This is a genomic window from Bordetella genomosp. 11 (assembly GCF_002261215.1).
Classification (GTDB): domain Bacteria; phylum Pseudomonadota; class Gammaproteobacteria; order Burkholderiales; family Burkholderiaceae_B; genus Bordetella_C.
Map to the genome: position 1 here is coordinate 1281977 of NZ_NEVS01000001.1, position 18052 is coordinate 1300028.

The window sequence follows — 18052 nt, forward strand, 5'->3', positions numbered from 1 at the left end:
TCGACCTGGGGTGACGGATGCGTATCCTTATCATAGGCGGCACCGGCTTCATCGGCCGGCACCTGGTGGCGCGGCTGGGCGTGGCGCAGCACCAGGTGCATGTTCCGACGCGGCTGTACGCGCGCGGACGGGATCTCCAGGTCGTGCCTACCGTGACCCTGTCGCAAACCGACGTGTACGACGACGCCGCGCTGGATGCGGTGCTGGCCGATTGCGATGTGGCGATCAACCTGGTCGGCATCCTGCATGACGGGCGCGGTCGTCCCTACGGCCAGGGCTATGCCCGGGCTCATGTCGAGCTGCCGCGCCGTATCGCGCAGGGCTGCGTGCGCCATGGCGTGCGGCGGTTGATACACGTGAGCGCCCTGGGCGCGGATTCCAACGGTCCCAGCATGTATCTGCGGTCGAAAGGCGATGGCGAGGCCGCGCTGCGCGACGCCTACGCCGCGGCCCGGGACGGCGCGTGGACCATCGTGCGCCCGTCGGTGGTCTTCGGCCATGACGATCGCTTTACCAATCTGTTCGCCGGCCTGGCGCGCTGGTTGCCCGTGCTGCCGCTGGCCGGCGCCCGGGCCCGCATGCAGCCGGTCTATGTGGAAGACGTGGCGGCCGCCATCGACGCGATGCTGTCCAACCCGCACACGTATGGCAAGGTCTACGAGCTGGCAGGGCCGCAGGTGCATACCCTGGGCGAGATCGCCGGCATGTGCGCGAAATGGAGCGGGCATCCGCGCAGCGTCATCAACATCCCGATGGGATTGGGCCGGCTGCAGGCCGGTGTCCTGGCCTGCCTGCCCGGCACGCCGCTGATGACCCCCGACAACCTGGACAGCCTGACCGTGGACAACGTGGCGCGCGAGCCCATGGCGCCGGAGCTCGGTGTGGTGCCCACGGCGATGGAAGCCGTCGTGCCGGGCTATCTGGCGAGCCCGCGGGCACGCGGCATTTAAGCCCGCCGTCAGCGCCGCGGCGCCGGCGTCCGGGCGCGGGCGCGTTCAGCGCACCAGGGCCTTCAGCGCCTGCCGTATGCCATCGGATACGCCGATGCCCTCGGGCAGGCCTTTGAGCGCAGCGAGCGATTCCTTGTCCGAATAGCCCAGCGCAAGCAGGGCGTTAAGGATATCCGACTGGCTATCCGGCACGGCGTGCGGCGTCGCGCCGATGTCCGCGCCCAGCTTGCCGCGCATTTCCAGCAGCAGCCGTTCCGCGGTTTTCTTGCCGATGCCGGGCACGCGCGTCAGCCGGCCGGATTCCTGCAGCGTGATGGCCTGGGCCAGGTCGGCCACCGATAACCCCGACAGGACGGACAGCGCGGTGCGCGCGCCGATACCGCTGACCTTGACCAGTTCGCGGAAGGCACTGCGTTCGGCGACAGTCGCGAACCCGTAGAGCAGGTGCGCATCCTCGCGCACGGTCAGGTGCGTGTAGAGCGAAACGCGGGCCCCGTTTTCGGGCAGGGCGTACAGGGTGCTCATGGGCACGTCCACGTCGTAGCCCACGCCGTTCACGTCCACGCAGACGGTGGGAGGCGATTTCTCGATAAGGATGCCGGTCAGTCGTCCGATCATTTGGTCTATGGCTTAGTGGGTTAGCCCGATAGGCGTCCGCCGCGCAGGCGCATGCCGGCGCGCCGCAGCGACAGAGGCTGATTCAAGGCGGCCAGCCGGTCCGCCAGGGGGCCGACGTGCGCGTGGCAGATGGCGCAGGCCAGCGCATCGGCCGAGTCGGGCGCGGGCAGGCCGTCCAGCGCCAGCAGGCGCCGTACCATTTCCTGTACCTGTTCCTTGGCGGCCCGTCCGGTGCCGACAACCGACTTCTTGATCTGCAGCGCGGTGTACTCGTGCACCGCCAGGCCGGTGTCGGCCATCGCGCACAGCGCGGCGCCGCGCGCCTGGCCGAGCAGCAGCGTGGAGGCGGGATTCGTGTTGAGGAAGACGATTTCCAGCGCGGCGACGTCGGGTCGCGTATCGCGAATAATGTCGCGCAGGTTGTCCAGGATGACTTTCAGGCGGTCGGCCAGCGCGTTCGCCGGCGGCACCACGACCGTGCCGCTGGCGACATAGCGCAGGCGCGAGCCTTCGGCGTCGATGATGCCGAAGCCGGTGCGGCGCAAGCCGGGATCGACGCCGAGGATGCGCATCAGTGCCGGAAATGACGGGTGCCGGTCAGCACCATGGCGATGCCATGCTCGTCGGCGGCCGCGATCACTTCGTCATCGCGCATGCTGCCGCCCGGCTGGATCACGCAATCCGCGCCGGCCGCGACCACCACGTCCAGGCCGTCGCGGAAGGGGAAGAACGCATCCGACGCGACGGCGGAGCCGCGCAGCGTCAGGCCGGCGTTCTCTGCCTTGATGGACGCGATGCGCGCCGAGTCCACGCGGCTCATCTGGCCCGCGCCCACGCCCAGGGTCATGCCGTCGGCGCAGAACACGATGGCGTTGGATTTGACGTACTTGGCGACTTTCCAGGCGAACATCATGTCCAGCATCTGCTGTTCGGAAGGCTGCTTGCGCGTCACTACCTTCAGCGCATCGGGCGCCACGGTAGACGCATCCGGTGTCTGCACCAGCCAGCCGCCGCCCACGCGCTTGACGTCGAACGGATTGTGGCCGGCGCCGGTCGGCACTTCCAGCACGCGCACGTTTTTCTTTTTGGCCAACAGCGCCAGCGCCGCTCCATCGTAGGCGGGAGCCAGCAGGACCTCCAGGAACTGCTCGCTGACCGCTTCGGCCAAGGCCGCGTCGACCGGGCGATTGAAGGCGATGATGCCGCCGAAGGCCGAGGTCGGGTCCGTCTTGAATGCCTTGCGGTAGGCCTCAAGTGCATGCTCGGCCACCGCGACGCCGCAGGGATTGGCATGCTTGACGATCACGCAGGCCGCGCTGTCGAAGGTGCGCACGCATTCCCAGGCGGCATCGGCATCGGCGATGTTGTTGTACGAAAGCTCCTTGCCTTGCAGCTGCCGGTAATTGCCCAACACGCCGGCCGGACGCTGCGTATCGACATAGAAGGCCGCGGACTGGTGCGGATTTTCGCCGTAGCGCAGGGCCTGCTGCTGGTGCATCTGGATGGTCAGCGTCTCGGGCCAGGGATGGCGTGCCGGCGCGGCTTCCTGGGCTGGCGCGGGCTCGGCCAGGCTGCTCAGGTAGGCGGCGATGGCCCCGTCATAGGCCGCGGTGTGCGCGTACACCTTGGTGGCCAGTGCCAGCCGCAGCGCGTAGGAGGTCGTGCCGCCGGCATCGATTTCCGCCAGGACGCGGGTGTAGTCGGCGGGATCGATCACGACGGTGACACCGCCCGCTTCCGTGCCGTGGTTCTTGGCCGCGGCGCGCAGCATCGCCGGCCCGCCGATATCGATGTTTTCCACCGCGTCCGCGAAGGTGCAGCCCTCGCGTGCGACGGTTTCGCGGAAGGGGTACAGGTTGACGACCAGCATGTCGATGCGGTCGATGCCCTGGGCCTGCAGCGTGGCCATGTGTTCCTTGCTGTCGCGGCGGGCGAGCAGGCCGCCGTGGATTTTCGGATGCAGCGTCTTGACGCGTCCGTCGAGGATTTCCGGCGACCCGGTATGCGCGGCGACTTCGGTGACTTGCAGGCCGGATTCCGCCAGCAGCTTGGCGGTGCCGCCGGTCGAGAGCAGGCGCACGCCGCGCGCCGCCAGCGAACGGGCGAATTCAACGATGCCGGTCTTGTCGGAGACCGAGATAAGGGCGGTTTCGATTTTCATGATGGAGTCGGGAAGGCGCGAGGCGGCGGCTGAGTGATCAAACGTGGATGTTGTGCGCGAGCAGTTTCTTGCGCAGGGTATTGCGCGTAATGCCCAGCATTTCGGAAGCGCGCGACTGGTTGCCGCCGGCCCGTTCCATCGCCATTTCGAGGACCGGCCGTTCTACGCAGCGCATCACCATTTCCCACATGTCGTGGGGTTCGGCGTCGCCGAGGTCTTCGAAATAGCGCTCCAGGCTGGCGCGCACGCATTCTTCCAGGACATCTTTTTTACTCATATAGGGGCACAACTATTTTTGTTTGTGTGACTGGCGTCAGGCCGCCAGCAGGGTTTGCGCGCGGTCGGCCTGCCCAGGGCGGCCGTCGCGCGGAAATTGGTCGAACCAGGCGCCGACGGCACGCGCCTGCGCGGCGGTATCGTCGATGCGGTTCATGGCGGCAAGGAAGTCGTCGGCGCCGGAAAGGCCTTCGACGTACCAGCCGATGTGCTTGCGCGCCGTCCGGACACCTGTATGTTCGCCGTAGAAGCGGTAGTGGTCGTCCAGGTGCTCGAGCAGCAGATCGCGCATTTCGCCGTAGGTCGGCGGGTCCAGCGTGGCCCCGGTGCGCAGGTAGTGGTCGATTTCCCGGAAGATCCACGGCCGGCCCTGGGCGGCCCGGCCGATCATCACGGCATCCGCGCCAGTGTAGTCCAGGACGCGGCGCGCTTTCTCGGGACTGTCGATATCGCCGTTGGCGACCACCGGGATCCGGACCGCGGCCTTGACGGCGCGGATGGTGTCATATTCGGCCTGGCCGGTGTAGAGATCGGCGCGCGTGCGGCCGTGCAGGGTCAGGGCGGCGATGCCGGCCTGTTCCGCCAGGCGCGCGATGCGCAGGGCGTTGCGGTGTTCGCGGTCCCAGCCGGTGCGGGTCTTGAGCGTCACGGGCACGCCCAGGGGCGCGCAGGCGTCGACCACGGCCTCGAGGATGCGCGCCACCAGGTCCTCGTGGCGCAGCAGCGCCGATCCGGACGCGACATTGCATACTTTCTTGACCGGACACCCCATGTTGATGTCGATGATGCGCGCGCCCTTGCCGGCATTGAACACGGCGGCCTCGGCCATCATGGCGGGATCGGCGCCGGCGATCTGCACCGCGACCGGCGCGATCTCTCCGTCATGGTTCAGGCGCCGCGACGTCTTCACGCTATCCCACAGCCGCGGGTTGCTCGCGGCCATTTCCGACACGGCATAGCCCGCGCCCAGCCGCTTGCACAGCTGGCGGAACGGACGGTCCGTCACGCCCGCCATGGGCGCGACCAGCACGTTGTTCGGAAGGGTCCAGGGGCCGATTTGCATCCGCGGATTTTACCCGTGCCGGATGCGGCCCGGATTACGCCCTGTTGCGGCCCCCCCGGAATAGCCCTGACGGGCCGGGTCGCCGCGCATCCCGTCTATGCGGCGGGCCCTGGGTATTTGGCGTCGCGCCGGCGAGCCGGACGGGCATTGCGACGCCCGCTATCAGGCCCGCCAGCCTTGCAGCAGATGCCTGGCCAGGGGCGCGCGCAGCGGCGCGGCCAGGTCCAGGGCGAGCAGTGCCAGTCCGCAGGCGTGTTCCACGGGCGCCAGGCCAGTGGTGAAGACGCGCGGCAGCAGATCGGTCAGGGCGGTGGTAATCCAGCGGTCGCCACGGCGGGCGCCCGCGAACTGGCGCAGCGAGGCGGCCGGATCGCGGGTGGGGTCGCGCAGCCAGGGCGTCAGGGATTGCGCCAGGCCGGCGGCATCGCGCAGTCCCAGGTTCAGGCCCTGGCCGGCGACCGGATGCAGGGTTTGCGCCGCATTGCCGATCGCGACCACGCGCCCGTCGACCTGCGCGCGGCGCATGCTCATGAAGAGGGATGAAACGTGGCGATCAGCGATACAGGTCAGGGCGCCCAGGCGGTCGCCGAAGGCGGTGCCGATCGCATGCGAAAACGCCGGCGCATCCAGTGTCGCCAGCGTGGCCGCGTGCGCCGGCGCGCAGCACCACACGACGCCGTAGCAATCGTCGCCGGCGGGATGGGGCAGCAGGGCGAGCGGACCTTCGCGGGTGAATCGCTCGAAGGCCCAGCTGGCGCGGGGCCGGGTGGCGCGGACGGTGGTCAGCACGGCGTCCTGGCCGTATTCGCGGCGCAACTGTCCCGCCGCCGCGCCGTCGGATACGACCGCCACGGCGCAGCGGATCTCCTGTCCGTCCGCCGCCCGCACGATCACCCCGTCGCCATCGCGGCCGGCGACGCGCGAGCCGTGCGCATGCAGCACGGTGACGCCGGATTGGGCCACCGCGCGCGCCAGCGCATCGCGTACGGCGGGATAGGGCGCGACGGCGCCCAGCTCGGGCACGTTGAAGTCCGTATCGCGGATCACGGTATGGCCCAGGCGCCCGCGCTGGGAAACGTGGATGGTATGGATGGGCGCGGCGCCCCGCGGCCGCGCGCCCAGCGTTTCGAGCAGTACCAGGCTGCCGTGGTTCAGGGCGAGGACACGGGCCCCGGCGGCAGCACCGGCCGGTGCGGCCGGTGCTGCCGGCGCGTGAGGCGCGCCCTGGATCAGGGCAATGCGCGAGGCATCGTCGGTCACGCGTGCCAGCATCAGCGCCAGCGCCTGCCCCACCGGGCCGGCGCCCAGGATCGCGATAGGAAATGCCGAATCTTTCATGCCGGAATTCTAGCTACAATTCGCGACGCAGCCTGTCTGCGATGGAATATACATGGCCGAAGCGTCCTCCGTTCTGCAGTCGTCGCGCCGCGCGCCCCGTACCAAGGTGCGCGCCGGCCTGCTTGCCCTTTTTCTTGGCTGGATGGGCGCGCACTGGTGGTATCTCGGACGCCGGGGCGCCATCTGGGTGACGCTCTACGCCGTCGCATGCCTGGCCGCCACGCGGTGGTTTCCGGTGTGGTACGACAATCCGGCCTTCTTCCTGCTGTTCATTCCCATGACCGAAGGCTTCATCGAAAGCGCCGTGCTCAGCCTGCGCGCCGATGAAAAATTCGATCGCGCGTACAACCCCGGCCTTGCCGGGGCGTCGCGCACGGGATGGGGGCCGGTGCTGGTCGCGCTGGGCGCGGTGCTGATCGGGTCCATCTGCACCATGTTCGCCATTGCCATGGTGGTGGTCTACGTATGGCAGGCCATGGGGTGGCTGGAGGGCTACGTCCTCTGACGCCGGCGGCGCATCGCCTTGGGCGCAAGGCCGGCGCCAGCATCAGGCCCCGCGGTTATGCGGCCGCGCGGCCGCATCCGCGCAGGCCTATTCGCGCATCAGTGCTTCGATCTCGCGCGCATCCACCGGCACGCCGCGCGTGATCAGTTCGCAGCCTTCGTCCGTGACCAGGGCATCGTCCTCGGTACGGATGCCGATGTTCCAGAACGCTTCCGGCACGTCGTCCGCGGGGCGCACGTAGATCCCGGGCTCTATCGTCAGCAGCATGCCCTTTTCCAGGATGCGCCAGGGCCGGTCCGGCCCCGCGGGCGCATCCGGCATGCGGTAGTCGCCCACGTCGTGCACGTCCAGGCCCAGCCAGTGGCCCGTACGGTGCATATAGAACCGGTTGTAGGCTTTCGATTCGAGCACGCCATCCAGCGAGCCTTGCAGCAGGCCGGCGTCGATCATGCCCTGGGCCAGCACGCGCAGCGCGGCCTCGTGTCCGTCATTCCATGTCAGGCCGGGACGGGTCGCGGCACTGGCCGCGTCCTGCGCCGCCACGGTCAGGTCGTATAGCAGGCGTTGCGGGCCGCTGTAGCGACCATTCGCCGGAAACGTGCGGGTGATATCGGCGGCATAGCCGTCCACTTCGCAGCCGGCGTCCACCAGGACCAGATGGCCGTCCTCCAGCACCGCCTCTCCCGCCGGATAGTGCAGGATGCAGGCGTTCGGCCCCGTCGCCACGATCGTGTTGTAGGCGACCGATTGCGCGCCATGGCGGCGAAACTCGTAGAGGAGTTCGGCTTCGATCTCGTATTCCCGCATGCCGGGTCGCGCATGGCGCATGGCGCGCGCATGGGCGCCTGCGGAAATCCGCGCGGCGCGGCGCATGATGGCGATCTCCGCCGGGTCCTTCACCAGCCGCATCTCGGCGATGAGGGGCAGGGGGTCTTGCTGGCGGACGGGCGGACGTTGCCCCGTGCGGGATTGCGCGCGCGCCGCGTCGACGGCCCGCCGCACGCGTTCGTCGACGCGCTCATCGCGCAGTAAGCTCGCGAACAGGATGGGCTGGTCCAGCAGCATGCCGGGCAGCATGTCGTCCAGGCGGTCGACCGGATAGGCCTCGTCGAAGCCGAAGCGCGCGACGGCGGCATCCGGGCCGAAGCTGCGTCCTTCCCATAGTTCCCGCTCTTCGTTCTTGTCGCGGCAGAACAGCACGGAGCGGTCCGTGTCCCCGGCAACCAGCACCAGCCAGGCGTCCGGTTCCGGGAAGCCGGTCAGGTACAGGAAGTCGCTGTCCTGCCGATAGGGGTATTCCGCGTCGCGATTGCGCACGGCGGTCCGCGCGGCGGGCAGCAGGGCAATGCCACCCCCGGCCGATCGCATCAGCGCCTGTAGGTGGCGACGGCGGGCAATCTGGGGAGCGAGGTCGTCGGGAGGCAGGCTCATGGCATATCCGGCTGTGTCCGAGCGGCTACTTTACCGCGCGGCGCGCGAATTTCGCGGTACAGGCGCGTTAACCTGCTGCTACAATCCGCCCGTTGTCATTGGGGAGTAGCCATCCTTACCCCAAGGAGTTTGCGTCAACACACTTGGCGGCCCCTGGCCCCATGGCGCAAACGGCCTTTGCCACGTGCGCGCACGCCGCGCGCCGCGCAAACCAGCCAGGCGAGACCTTTGGCCACGACACGCTAACCCAGCCGGGCGAGCCGTGTCGTCGCGCCATCGGTATCCGCTCGTCCGGCTGTGTCATCATGATTTCCACGTTCGTTTTGTTTTTCGCCTCGGCAGTCGCGATCTATCTCGCCTGCGAGTACTTCGTCAATGGCGTCGAATGGGTGGGGCACCGGCTCGAGCTGGGTGCTACGGCGGTAGGCACCGTGCTGGCTGCATTCGGCACCGCCTTGCCGGAAAGCGCCGTCACATTCATGGCCGTGGTGTTCGGCACGACGCCGGACCAGAAAGACATCGGGGTGGGCGCCGCCATGGGCGGGCCGCTGGTCTTGTCCACGCTCGCCTACGCGGTGGTGGGCCTGGCGTTGATGCGCCTGCGCAAGCGGCAGCCCGCCAGCGCCGGCGATCCCAGTATCAAGGCGGACCAGCAGCGGCTGGCACGCGACCAGGCCTGGTTCATGGGCATCTTTATCTTCAAAGTGGGCCTGGGGCTGCTGGCCTTCGCCTGGAAGCCGTGGCTGGGCATACTCTTTCTGCTCGCCTATGCGCTGTACGTCAAGCGGGCGCTGGCCGCGGAAGATACCTGTACCGAGGCCGACGTGCTGGAACCGCTGAAGTTCAGGCCGCGCGATGCGGAGCCGACCATGGGTTGGGCCTGTCTGCAGACGATACTGGCGCTGGCCGTCATCGCCGTCGCCTCGCGCATCTTCGTGGTGCAGATCGAAGCCCTGGGCGAGTTCATGGGCGCCAGCCCGCATGTGGCGGCCTTGCTCCTGGCGCCCGTCGCCACCGAGCTGCCTGAAATCATGAACGCCATCATCTGGGTCCGGCAGGGCAAGGAGCGCCTCGCGCTGGCCAATATTTCCGGGGCCATGATGATCCAGGCAACCATTCCCAGCGCCCTGGGCATCTTCCTTACCCCCTGGCTGCTGGATGGCACTCTGATCGCCGCCGGCCTGTTTACCATGCTCTCCATCGGCGTGCTCTGGCTGCGTTTCCGCCAGGAAGCCATGAGCCTGCGCACGCTGTCCGCGGTGGGCGGGCTGTATGCGTTGTTTGCCGGTTACATCGGCTGGCATTTCTACGCCTGAAAAGCAGGCTCGGCCATTGAGCATGGGGGTAAACCCGATTACAATAGCAGCTTCGAATCCCCAGGAGTTGCTACGTGAATACAGATTCCGGCGACAGTAGTAGTCGACCTAGTGTCGGCGTCGCTGCCTGATAGGGTTCACGCAGATCAACTCTGCCGCGCCCTGTCCCGCAGGGTGCGGTTGTCCAGCAAGCTCTATCGTTCCGTCCGCATTGCGGCCGGGGCGCCCGAAGAAGGCCCAGGCCCGATGCCGTCGTGCCCGTCGCCCTCTTCGGATCCCGCATAGCGCTTGCCGCCGTACTTCCCCGTCTCGCTTTCCTGGCATGCCCATCGGTATGCCGATCCAGGCCGGTGCTCCGTCGAGCGCCTTCCCGGCCAGGATGCAGCGCGAGCACGGGCTGCCGTTATGCAGCGAAGTCGTTCGAATCGTCAGCCGTCATCGTCCGCAATCGTCCCGTGCCATGCCTGGCATGGGCATTGCAGGCTGTGGCGCGACGCGTATCCACGCGGCACCCGCTTCGCAAGGAGGCCACTATGCGTGTTTTCGACTTGTTCCTGCGCCGTGCCGGCGTGGACCGTGCCGCCATGCCCGATCGCCGCGATGCCAGTTCGCGGCTCACCGTCGTTTGCCCGCGCGATGCGTTGAGCGCAGTGCGCAAGCACATCTTCTCCGACTTCAAGGCCGCGGGCCTGACGGTATCGAGGATGCAGGTCGATCAGGGCGGGGACAGGCAGCTGGCTTCGGCGTGCATCACCGTTAAATGCCCTGCTGAAATGAGATCGATACTTATGTCGCAAGCGCGCCAATTGCAGGCGCATCCGAATGTCGCGCACGTACACTTCGGCGACCGTCGCGGTGCGGCAATTTGAAGGGTAGACTTGCACGCGGCGTTGATCTCTGGGGCTGCATGCAATGAAGCGATTTGTTTTATTCGCCGCGCTTACGAGCGCGGCGTTGTTTTATCCCGCCATCGCCAGCGCGGATGATGACGATCCTCCTGGCACCCACGTCACGCTGTACGGATTGATCGATCTGGCCGTCGCCAGCCAGCACACTTCCGGCCAAGGCACGAGCAACGGGCTGCTCACGGGCGGGCAGACGGATTCGCTATGGGGCATGCGCGGCAAAGAAGATCTGGGTGCCGGCTGGCATGCGTCCTTCCAGCTGGAAACGGGTTTCAATGCCGCGGACGGGCTGGTGGAAGACGACAGCGGCCGTCTGTTCAACTACAACGCCTGGGTAGGATTGGGAAGGGACACCTTGGGCGAAGTCCGCCTGGGACGACAGTCCACCATCGGCCGCCAGTTCGGCGGCGAGCTCGAACAGGCCGGCTGGAAGGACATGGGCCTGGGTTCGACATTCAAGGCATCGGACAACTTCCAGTTCGATAATACGGTCAACTATTTTTCTCCCACGGTCGGCGGACTGAAGGTCGGCCTTGGCTATTCCTTCAATGCGGACGACGGCAGCGCGTCCGGATTCCGCACGGCCAACAACAATCGGGCGTACAGCATCGGCCTGCACTACGAGCAGGGTCCGCTGCTGGCGATCGCCACCTGGGACGAAATGCGCCTGGGGGCGCCCGTCGCAATGGGCGCCCGTCCGCGTGCCTTGCAGTTGGGCGTGGCCTACGATTTCGAGGTCGTCAAAATCGCGGTGGCCTGGTCGCGCCAGCAAGACGGCTATGTCGGGCTGGACGGCGGCGATCCGGATGGGCTGGGCCTGGGCCTGGGGCCTAGCGCCTTTGTCCATGGCGGTCGGGTGGACGCCTGGTATATCGGCGCGACGGTGCCGCTGGGCCCGGGCAGCCTGGTGGCGCAGTGGTCTCCCGCCAAGCCCTCCTGGTCCTGGCAGGACGGCAAGGCGGCGCGCACCGCCCAGGTGGCGACGCTGGGTTATATCTATCCGCTTTCACCGCGCACCAGCCTGTATACCTTTGCCGGTTATGCGCGCAACTACACCCTGGACAATCAGTTCGATCCCGCCAATTCGCACACGACGCGGGTAGCGGTGGGCATCACCCACCAGTTCTAGCATCCGCGGCCGGGGCGAAGGCGCCGCCGTCCCGGCCGGCGACTACAATGGACTATCCGCGCATCGCCATCCCGGTGGCGCGCGCTTCAGGATCGTCTCCGTGCTCCTGCTCGATTGGCTCACCCCCTGGGAGTTTTCGCCGACGCTGGTGGCCCTGTTCGCCGCCGGTGGAATCCTGTTCGTCCGTGGCGGACGCGTGCATCGCGTCTCGGGCGCGCGCAAGGCGCTGTTCTGGAGCGGGATGGTGCTGCTCTACCTGTCGCTGCACACGCGCCTGGACTACTACGCGGAACGGATGTTCTTCATTCACCGCATTCAGCATCTGGTCCTGCATCATCTTGGGCCGCTGGTCATTATGGCGGCCTACCCGGGTTCGGCCATGCGCGCCGGCCTGCCATCCGTCGCCCGGCAGTGGCTGCATCGCATGCGTGCCACGGTCGCGGGACGCTGCGTGGAAGCCGTCCTGACCCAACCCATCCTGGTACCGGTTCTCTTTGTTTTCCTGGTTGTGGTGTGGCTGCTGCCGACGGTGCAGTTCTATTCCATGCTGGACTGGCGCTTGTACCGCCTGATGAACTGGTCCGTCGTGATCACGGGTTTCCTGTACTGGAACCTGATCCTGGACCGGCGCCCCAGTCCGCCAGCCGCCATGTCGCCGGGCGGGCGGGTGCTGTCGCCGATCTTCACCATGGCGCCGCAAATGGTGGCCGGCGCCTATATCGCGCTGACGCAGCGCGATCTCTATCCTTTGTTCGAGCTATGCGGCCGGGCGATTCCCATGCCGGCGCTGATGGACCAGAGCATAGGCGGCCTGACGATGTGGATTCCCGCCGCGCTGGTGGAATTGATCGGCCTGCTGGTTGCGCTGGGAACCCTGATGCGCTTGTCCGGCAAAGGCCGGCTGCCCGCGCGCAAGCGGCGCGGGCGTGTCGGGATGACGGCGCCGCCTGCTATCCGCTAGCGCGCGTCAACCCGACCGTCGGCCGGCCCGGCCTTACTCCTGATCCGGCTCCAGGCCGTGGTACTTGCGTCCCAGCGCGACGGTCGCCTGGAACATCCCGTGCTTGTTGCCGCAGTCGTAGCGCGTGCCTTCATAGCGATGCGCGAAGACCGCGCGTTCGCGCATCAGCGAAGCGATACCGTCGGTCAGCTGGATTTCGTTGCCGGCGCCCATTTTGGTGGCGCGCAGGTGTTCGAAGATTTCCGGCTCCAGCACGTACCGGCCGACGACGGCCAGCGTGGAGGGCGCGTCGTCCGGCTCGGGCTTTTCGACGATATGCGTGACGCGTTCCGTGCGCTCGTCAACCTTGCGCGCGGCCACGATCCCGTACTTCTTCGTTTCGGAGCGCGGTACATCCTGTACGCCGAGTACGCTGCCGTCGTACTTGATGGCGGTATTCACCAGCTGCTTGAGCACAGGCGTGTCGGCATCGATAAGGTCGTCGGCCAGCACGACCACGAAGGGCTCGTTGCCGACGGCGGGTTCGGCCGTCAATACCGCATGGCCCAACCCCAGGGGAGCCGACTGCCGGATATAAATGCAGTTGACGCCGGCCGGCAGAATGCCCCGCACCATGTTCAGCAGCTCGAACTTGCCTTTCTTTTCGAGGTCAGACTCCAATTCCGGTGCGGAGTCGAAGTGATCTTCGATGGCGCGCTTGTTGCGGCCGGTGACAAATACGAGGTCTGTGATGCCCGCGGCCACGGCCTCTTCCACGGCGTACTGGATGAGGGGCTTGTCCACGACTGGAAGCATTTCCTTGGGCATGGCCTTGGTGGCCGGCAGAAAGCGGGTGCCCATGCCCGCAACGGGAAATACAGCTTTTCTTATGGGTCGCATCGGAGCCTCAATATGATGAAATATCGCTATAGCTAGGGAAAGAATACTTTGTGCCTGGGTATGATACTCGCATGAAACACGGGACTTCGCGGCGGTTGGCCTACGTAAATAAGCCGCTCATGCTGTTGCTTTGTGCTTCATTATTAAGTGGAGCGCCATCGTCCGCATGGACTCAGCCGGTCGGCCTACCCTCGATGGGCGCCGCGTCGGCGGACCAGTTGTCGCCCTACGCGGAACGGCAGCTGGGCGACGTCATCATGGCCGAAGGCCGCCGTGACCCGACGTATATCGCGGACCCGGAAATCAACCAATACCTGACTGCGATGGGACGCAAGCTGGCGTCGTTTTCGCCCGGTGCCGTGCCCACTGTGGATATGTTCGGTGTGCGGGATCCCGAGATCAACGCGTTCGCTCTGCCGGGAGGATATATCGGCGTGAATAGCGGCCTGGTCGTGGCGACGAAGAGCGAGTCCGAGCTGGCCGCGGTGCTGGCGCACGAAATCGGCCACGTGGTGCAGCGGCACATTGCGCGCGGGATGACGCAGGGCAACCAGACGAGCGCCATCATGCTGGCCTCCATCGCGGGCGCGCTGCTCGCCGCGCTGGCCGGCGGCGGCGGCAACCTGGCGGCTGGCGTGGCCGCCTTCGGCCAGGCGGCGGCGATCGATCGGCAGCTCGGTTTTTCGCGCGATGCCGAACGCGAAGCCGATCGGGCCGGCTTCCAGATGCTGACAAGCGCGGGGTACAACCCCAGCGGCATGTCGCACATGTTCGAGCGCTTGATGAGCGCATCGCGCCTGAACGAGGGGACCGGCGGAGGTGCCTGGGCGTCCACCCACCCCTTGTCCATCGACCGTATGTCCGATATCGAAAACCGCGTGCGCAACCTGCCGCCGGGGCATCACGTGGACAGTACCGACTACTGGTACGTGCGCGCCAAGATGCGCGTGATCCAGGGGCAGGATACGGCGGGACTGCGCACCACCACCCAGCTGTTCCAGGACGAGACGCGCACGCTGACGGGTGTGCAGCAATCGGCCGCTTATTATGGCCTTGCGCTGAGTGCCATGCGGCGCGAGGATCTGGCCGCGGCGGATAATTACCTGAAACTGGCCATGGCCGATGGTCGGTCCGCGCCGGAACTGGACAGGTTGGCCATCGATCTGGCCAATGCGCAGAAGGACCATGCCCGCGCCTTATCGCTGGCCGAGGCCGCGTGGAAAGCCTGGCCTGGCCGTTACGCCATTGCCATCGCCTATGTGCAGGCCCTGCAGCAGTCCGGGCGGGATGCCCAGGCCCAGGCCTTCCTGCGCGACCGCGTCAAGCAATGGGGCGAGGACGAGCCCGTGTTCTACCAGTTGCTCGCGCAAAGCGAAGAAAGGACCGGCGACCGCGTACAGGCCCGGCGCGACATGGCGACCTACTACACGGCGATCGGTGCCTTGCCGGCGGCGGAAGCGCAACTGCGGCAGGCGCGCGACATATCGCGCGACTTCTACGTGTCGTCGCAGATCGACGTGCAGATCAAGGAAGTCAGGGACAAGCTGGACGAGCAGCGTCAGCTGTTGCAGCGCTTCAAAAGCTGATCGGGTCTCGTTGAAGACGCAAGGCCGGGCGGACCGCGCTGGCCGGACCTCAGGTGCCGGTTTCGAAGAACCGGCCCAGGCGTTGCGGCAGCCATCCCAGATGTGCCGGAAAGGCGCCGGTGGGAAAGCCCGCGTGGCCGCCATTCGCGGGCTGATGCAGGAGTACCTTGGCGGAGCAGTCCGCCGGGCCGGGCAGCGCGGGTTCCGGGAAGAACGGGTCGTTGCGTGCGTTGAGCACCAGCGTGGGGACCGCGATGGCGGCCAGCCACGGCTTGCTGGACGCGCGTGTCCAGTAATCCAGGGCGTTGCGGAATCCATGCATCGGTGCCGTATATGCGTCATCGAAGTCGCGCAGATTGCGCGCGTGGGCGATGCGCATGACATCGATGGCGCCGGGAAAGCGGCGCGCCTTTTCCAGCACCTTATGCTTCATGGTGCGCAGGAAATAGGCGCTGTAGACATGGCGATTGATGAACCCGCGGCACAGGCTGTTGCCCCCGGCGACGAGGTCCAGCGGGACTGAAATGCCGGCGCAGGCCGCCAGCCAGTCCACCGCCTGCTGCTGTTCGCCGATGTACTTCAGCAGCGCGTTCCCGCCCAGCGAGACGCCGACCGCATGCCAGCGCGCATGGGGCACACGCGCGCGAACGCTGTCGAGCATGAAGCCCACTTCGTCGGAGTCGCCGGAATAGTACGCGCGCGCCAGCCGGTTGGGCGTGCCGGAGCACCCGCGGAAATGCGCGATGGCCACGATCCATCCGCGGGCACGGAAATGCTGGGCGATGGCTTGCGCATAGCGGCTCAGGCTGCCGCCTTCCAGTCCGTGAAAAAGCACCAGTGCCGGCGTGCCCGGCAACTGGGGCAGCGATGCCCAATCGGCTTCGGTGATCCAGCGTGCCGCCGCGGTCTTGGCCGTTACTACCGGAGGCGCCGTCGCCGGCTGGCCGTCCGCGGATTTATGCGGGAACAAGCCGGGGCCGGTCCAGTCGATGTCGATGAAATCGCCGTCCGGCGTATCGACGCGTTCGCGCACGAAGGCGATGCGGTGATAGCGGGCCAGGGTGGCGGCGTACAAGGTCTGGCTATGCCCATCGGGCAACCAGCGCGGTACGGGGCAGGGAGTGGTATCCAGGCGAGCGGTGGCCAAAAGCTGTTACCCGCCTAGTGCAGCATGCCGGGAACGTCGCTCAGATCCAGCAGTCCGGCTTCCGCCGGCGCCGCCGATGCGTGGTGCATGACCAGGCGCCAACCCGTCGCTCCCTTGTGATAGATGTTCGTGGCGTAGCAACTGACATAGCCGTCATGCGGGCCGCGCGCGGTTTCGACGTGCTCGACCAGGATATGTACCGCGCTGGCGATGGTTTGCATTACCACGGGCTGCATCGGCCGGATGTGCAGCGGTCCGGCGGCAAGAATGGCCCGCCAGGATTCTTCCACCGCCTTGAGGCCGACCACGCGCAGCCCACCCGGGTGGATGCATACGACTTCCTCATCATCCGCCCAGACCTGCATCAAGCGGGTCAGGTCGGCATGTTCCAGTGCCTCGTAGAAGGCGTCTTCGGTTTCTTGCGGCGTGGCAAACATGGGCGGCGTGGCGAGCGGAAAACGAAGTGGACGAAAGGGGTGGGACAGGCGTGGGCTTTCAGTGCCCGTGGCCGCCGACCGGGGTGCCAGGCTTCAGCCGGTATTCGGCACCGCAATAGGGACAGCGCGCGGAACCCGTGTGAGCCACATCCAGAAAGACGCGGGGATGCATGCTCCAGAGCGGTGCCTTGGGGCCGGGGCAGTAAACGGGCAGGTCTTCGGCGCCGACCTCGATGGTTTCGTGCTTGGAGGCGGTGGCGGCAGAGGTCATGGTGTTTCCTGAAAACGGTGGGTGCGATGAATAGCGCAACGATAGCGGAGGAATCGATATCCGGGTAAGTAGGTGCGTCCCGCAGTCATTGACCGGCGGTGGCGCGGCCCATCCCCTCGGGTCAAACCTTGGTCAGCCAGTGCTGGTATTTGGCATTGCGGCCTTGCACAAGATCGAAGAACGCTTGCTGAAGCCGCTGCGTGACGGGGCCGCGCCGGCCGGTACCGATGCGGCGGTTGTCCACTTCGCGGATCGGGGTGACCTCGGCCGCCGTGCCGGTGAAGAAGGCCTCGTCGGCAATATAGACGTCGTCGCGGGTCAGGCGGCGGGTAAGGACGGGGATTCCGAGGTCCGCCGCCAGGGCATGGATGGTGGAGCGGGTGATGCCGGTCAGCGCCGAGGCGATTTCGGGTTCCACGACCACGCCGTCCTTGACGATGAAGATGTTTTCGCCGGCACCTTCGGCGACGAAGCCTTCCGTATCCAGCAGCAGCGCTTCGTCATAGCCGTCCTGCAGCGCTTCCGCGTTGGCGATGATGGAATTGGCATAGGTGGTGGCCACCTTGGCGCGCGGCATGGTCACGTTTACGTGCTGGCGCGCAAAGGACGAGACCTTGACGCGTATCCCTTCGGCCAGGGCTTCCTCGCCCAGGTAGGCTCCCCAGGGCCAGGCGGCGATGGCCACATGGACCTTGGCCCCCTTGGGCGACACGCCCATCTTTTCCGAGCCGTAGAACACCAGCGGACGCAGGTAGCAGGATTCCAGCTGGTTGGCGCGCACCACTTCGCATTGCGCGGCTTCCAGGGTTTCGGCGTCGAAGGGGATGGCGATCTGGTAGATGTGCGCGGAATTGAAGAGCCGCTTGGTGTGATCCTTGAGCCGGAAGATGGCGGTGCCGCCATCCGTCTTGTAGGCACGGACGCCTTCGAACACGGACAGGCCGTAATGCAGCGAATGGGTCAGGACGTGCGTCGTGGCATCCCGCCAGGGAACCAGTTTGCCGTCATACCAGATGAATCCGTCGCGGTCGGCCATCGACATGTTCGTTCTCCTTGAGTGGGCCGTATTGTATCAAGCA

19 protein-coding genes and 1 riboswitch are annotated in these 18052 nt (G+C 66.6%); of the genes, 7 read left to right on the plus strand and 12 right to left on the minus strand.

Annotated elements, in window-relative coordinates; genetic code table 11:
* The first annotated feature begins 17 nt into the window (after positions 1 to 17).
* Positions 18 to 950 (plus strand): complex I NDUFA9 subunit family protein, encoded by a 933-nt coding sequence (locus tag CAL28_RS05745; RefSeq protein ID WP_094840383.1) that lies wholly within the window; start codon positions 18 to 20, stop codon positions 948 to 950.
* Positions 951 to 995: 45 nt separating this feature from the next.
* On the opposite strand, the gene ruvA is transcribed toward CAL28_RS05745, so the two are convergent.
* From ruvA to CAL28_RS05775, 6 genes are all read right to left on the minus strand, one after another.
* Positions 996 to 1568 carry a Holliday junction branch migration protein RuvA gene (gene ruvA / locus CAL28_RS05750; protein ID WP_094840384.1) on the minus strand — a complete coding sequence of 191 codons (573 nt, stop codon included), beginning with the start codon at positions 1566 to 1568 and terminating at the stop codon, positions 996 to 998.
* 20 nt (positions 1569 to 1588) lie between these two features.
* On the minus strand, positions 1589 to 2140 hold the full coding sequence (gene ruvC / locus CAL28_RS05755; RefSeq protein WP_094840385.1) for a crossover junction endodeoxyribonuclease RuvC: 552 nt from the start codon (positions 2138 to 2140) through the stop codon (positions 1589 to 1591).
* Positions 2140 to 3729 (minus strand): bifunctional phosphoribosylaminoimidazolecarboxamide formyltransferase/IMP cyclohydrolase, encoded by a 1590-nt coding sequence (purH, locus tag CAL28_RS05760; RefSeq protein ID WP_094840386.1) that lies wholly within the window; start codon positions 3727 to 3729, stop codon positions 2140 to 2142. Before purH ends, ruvC begins: the two co-directional genes overlap by 1 nt.
* Before the next feature lie 37 nt (positions 3730 to 3766).
* Positions 3767 to 4006, minus strand: a complete 240-nt coding sequence (locus tag CAL28_RS05765; RefSeq protein WP_066633074.1) for a helix-turn-helix domain-containing protein — start codon at positions 4004 to 4006, stop codon at positions 3767 to 3769.
* Between the two features lie 36 nt (positions 4007 to 4042).
* On the minus strand, positions 4043 to 5068 hold the full coding sequence (gene dusB, locus CAL28_RS05770) for a tRNA dihydrouridine synthase DusB (protein ID WP_094840387.1): 1026 nt from the start codon (positions 5066 to 5068) through the stop codon (positions 4043 to 4045).
* Between the two features lie 162 nt (positions 5069 to 5230).
* Positions 5231 to 6406 carry an FAD-dependent monooxygenase gene (locus tag CAL28_RS05775; RefSeq protein WP_094840388.1) on the minus strand — a complete coding sequence of 392 codons (1176 nt, stop codon included), beginning with the start codon at positions 6404 to 6406 and terminating at the stop codon, positions 5231 to 5233.
* Positions 6407 to 6458: 52 nt separating this feature from the next.
* Between CAL28_RS05775 and CAL28_RS05780 the strand changes: the two genes are divergently transcribed.
* Positions 6459 to 6911: an NINE protein gene (locus CAL28_RS05780; protein ID WP_094840389.1), complete on the plus strand. Its 453-nt coding sequence runs from the start codon at positions 6459 to 6461 to the stop codon at positions 6909 to 6911.
* 87 nt (positions 6912 to 6998) lie between these two features.
* Here CAL28_RS05780 and CAL28_RS05785 read toward each other — a convergent pair whose 3' ends face one another.
* Positions 6999 to 8342, minus strand: coding sequence for an aminopeptidase P N-terminal domain-containing protein (locus tag CAL28_RS05785; RefSeq protein WP_094840390.1), 1344 nt, complete (start codon positions 8340 to 8342; stop codon positions 6999 to 7001).
* Between the two features lie 88 nt (positions 8343 to 8430).
* Positions 8431 to 8554, plus strand: a riboswitch (yybP-ykoY riboswitch).
* A 93-nt stretch (positions 8555 to 8647) separates the two neighbouring features.
* On the opposite strand from CAL28_RS05785, the gene CAL28_RS05790 reads away from it, so the two are divergent.
* The 4 genes from CAL28_RS05790 to CAL28_RS05805 all read left to right on the plus strand — a co-directional run bounded on the left by CAL28_RS05790 (position 8648) and on the right by CAL28_RS05805 (position 12653).
* Complete coding sequence (locus CAL28_RS05790) at positions 8648 to 9658, plus strand: sodium:calcium antiporter (protein WP_094840663.1); 1011 nt, start codon at positions 8648 to 8650, stop codon at positions 9656 to 9658.
* A gap of 533 nt (positions 9659 to 10191) precedes the next feature.
* A complete protein-coding gene (locus tag CAL28_RS05795) occupies positions 10192 to 10527 on the plus strand; it encodes a hypothetical protein (RefSeq protein ID WP_094840391.1) in 336 nt (111 codons plus the stop codon).
* 43 nt (positions 10528 to 10570) lie between these two features.
* Positions 10571 to 11692, plus strand: a complete 1122-nt coding sequence (locus CAL28_RS05800; RefSeq protein ID WP_094840392.1) for a porin — start codon at positions 10571 to 10573, stop codon at positions 11690 to 11692.
* Between the two features lie 100 nt (positions 11693 to 11792).
* Positions 11793 to 12653 carry a cytochrome c oxidase assembly protein gene (locus CAL28_RS05805; protein ID WP_094840393.1) on the plus strand — a complete coding sequence of 287 codons (861 nt, stop codon included), beginning with the start codon at positions 11793 to 11795 and terminating at the stop codon, positions 12651 to 12653.
* A gap of 33 nt (positions 12654 to 12686) precedes the next feature.
* Here CAL28_RS05805 and galU read toward each other — a convergent pair whose 3' ends face one another.
* The gene (gene galU / locus CAL28_RS05810; protein WP_094840394.1) at positions 12687 to 13532 is read right to left on the minus strand and encodes a UTP--glucose-1-phosphate uridylyltransferase GalU; all 846 of its coding nucleotides are present in this window, start codon (positions 13530 to 13532) and stop codon (positions 12687 to 12689) included.
* A 119-nt stretch (positions 13533 to 13651) separates the two neighbouring features.
* On the opposite strand from galU, the gene CAL28_RS05815 reads away from it, so the two are divergent.
* A complete protein-coding gene (locus CAL28_RS05815; protein ID WP_254926030.1) occupies positions 13652 to 15118 on the plus strand; it encodes a M48 family metalloprotease in 1467 nt (488 codons plus the stop codon).
* A gap of 49 nt (positions 15119 to 15167) precedes the next feature.
* Here the strand turns inward: CAL28_RS05815 and CAL28_RS05820 are convergent, their stop codons facing one another.
* The 4 genes from CAL28_RS05820 to CAL28_RS05835 all read right to left on the minus strand — a co-directional run bounded on the left by CAL28_RS05820 (position 15168) and on the right by CAL28_RS05835 (position 18015).
* A complete protein-coding gene (locus CAL28_RS05820; protein ID WP_094840396.1) occupies positions 15168 to 16265 on the minus strand; it encodes a YheT family hydrolase in 1098 nt (365 codons plus the stop codon).
* A 14-nt stretch (positions 16266 to 16279) separates the two neighbouring features.
* Positions 16280 to 16702, minus strand: a complete 423-nt coding sequence (locus CAL28_RS05825) for a nuclear transport factor 2 family protein (protein WP_094840397.1) — start codon at positions 16700 to 16702, stop codon at positions 16280 to 16282.
* Positions 16703 to 16760: 58 nt separating this feature from the next.
* Positions 16761 to 16973, minus strand: a complete 213-nt coding sequence (locus tag CAL28_RS05830) for a zinc-finger domain-containing protein (protein ID WP_094840398.1) — start codon at positions 16971 to 16973, stop codon at positions 16761 to 16763.
* Positions 16974 to 17094: 121 nt separating this feature from the next.
* Positions 17095 to 18015 (minus strand): branched-chain amino acid transaminase, encoded by a 921-nt coding sequence (locus CAL28_RS05835; protein WP_094840399.1) that lies wholly within the window; start codon positions 18013 to 18015, stop codon positions 17095 to 17097.
* Positions 18016 to 18052: the final 37 nt, after the last annotated feature.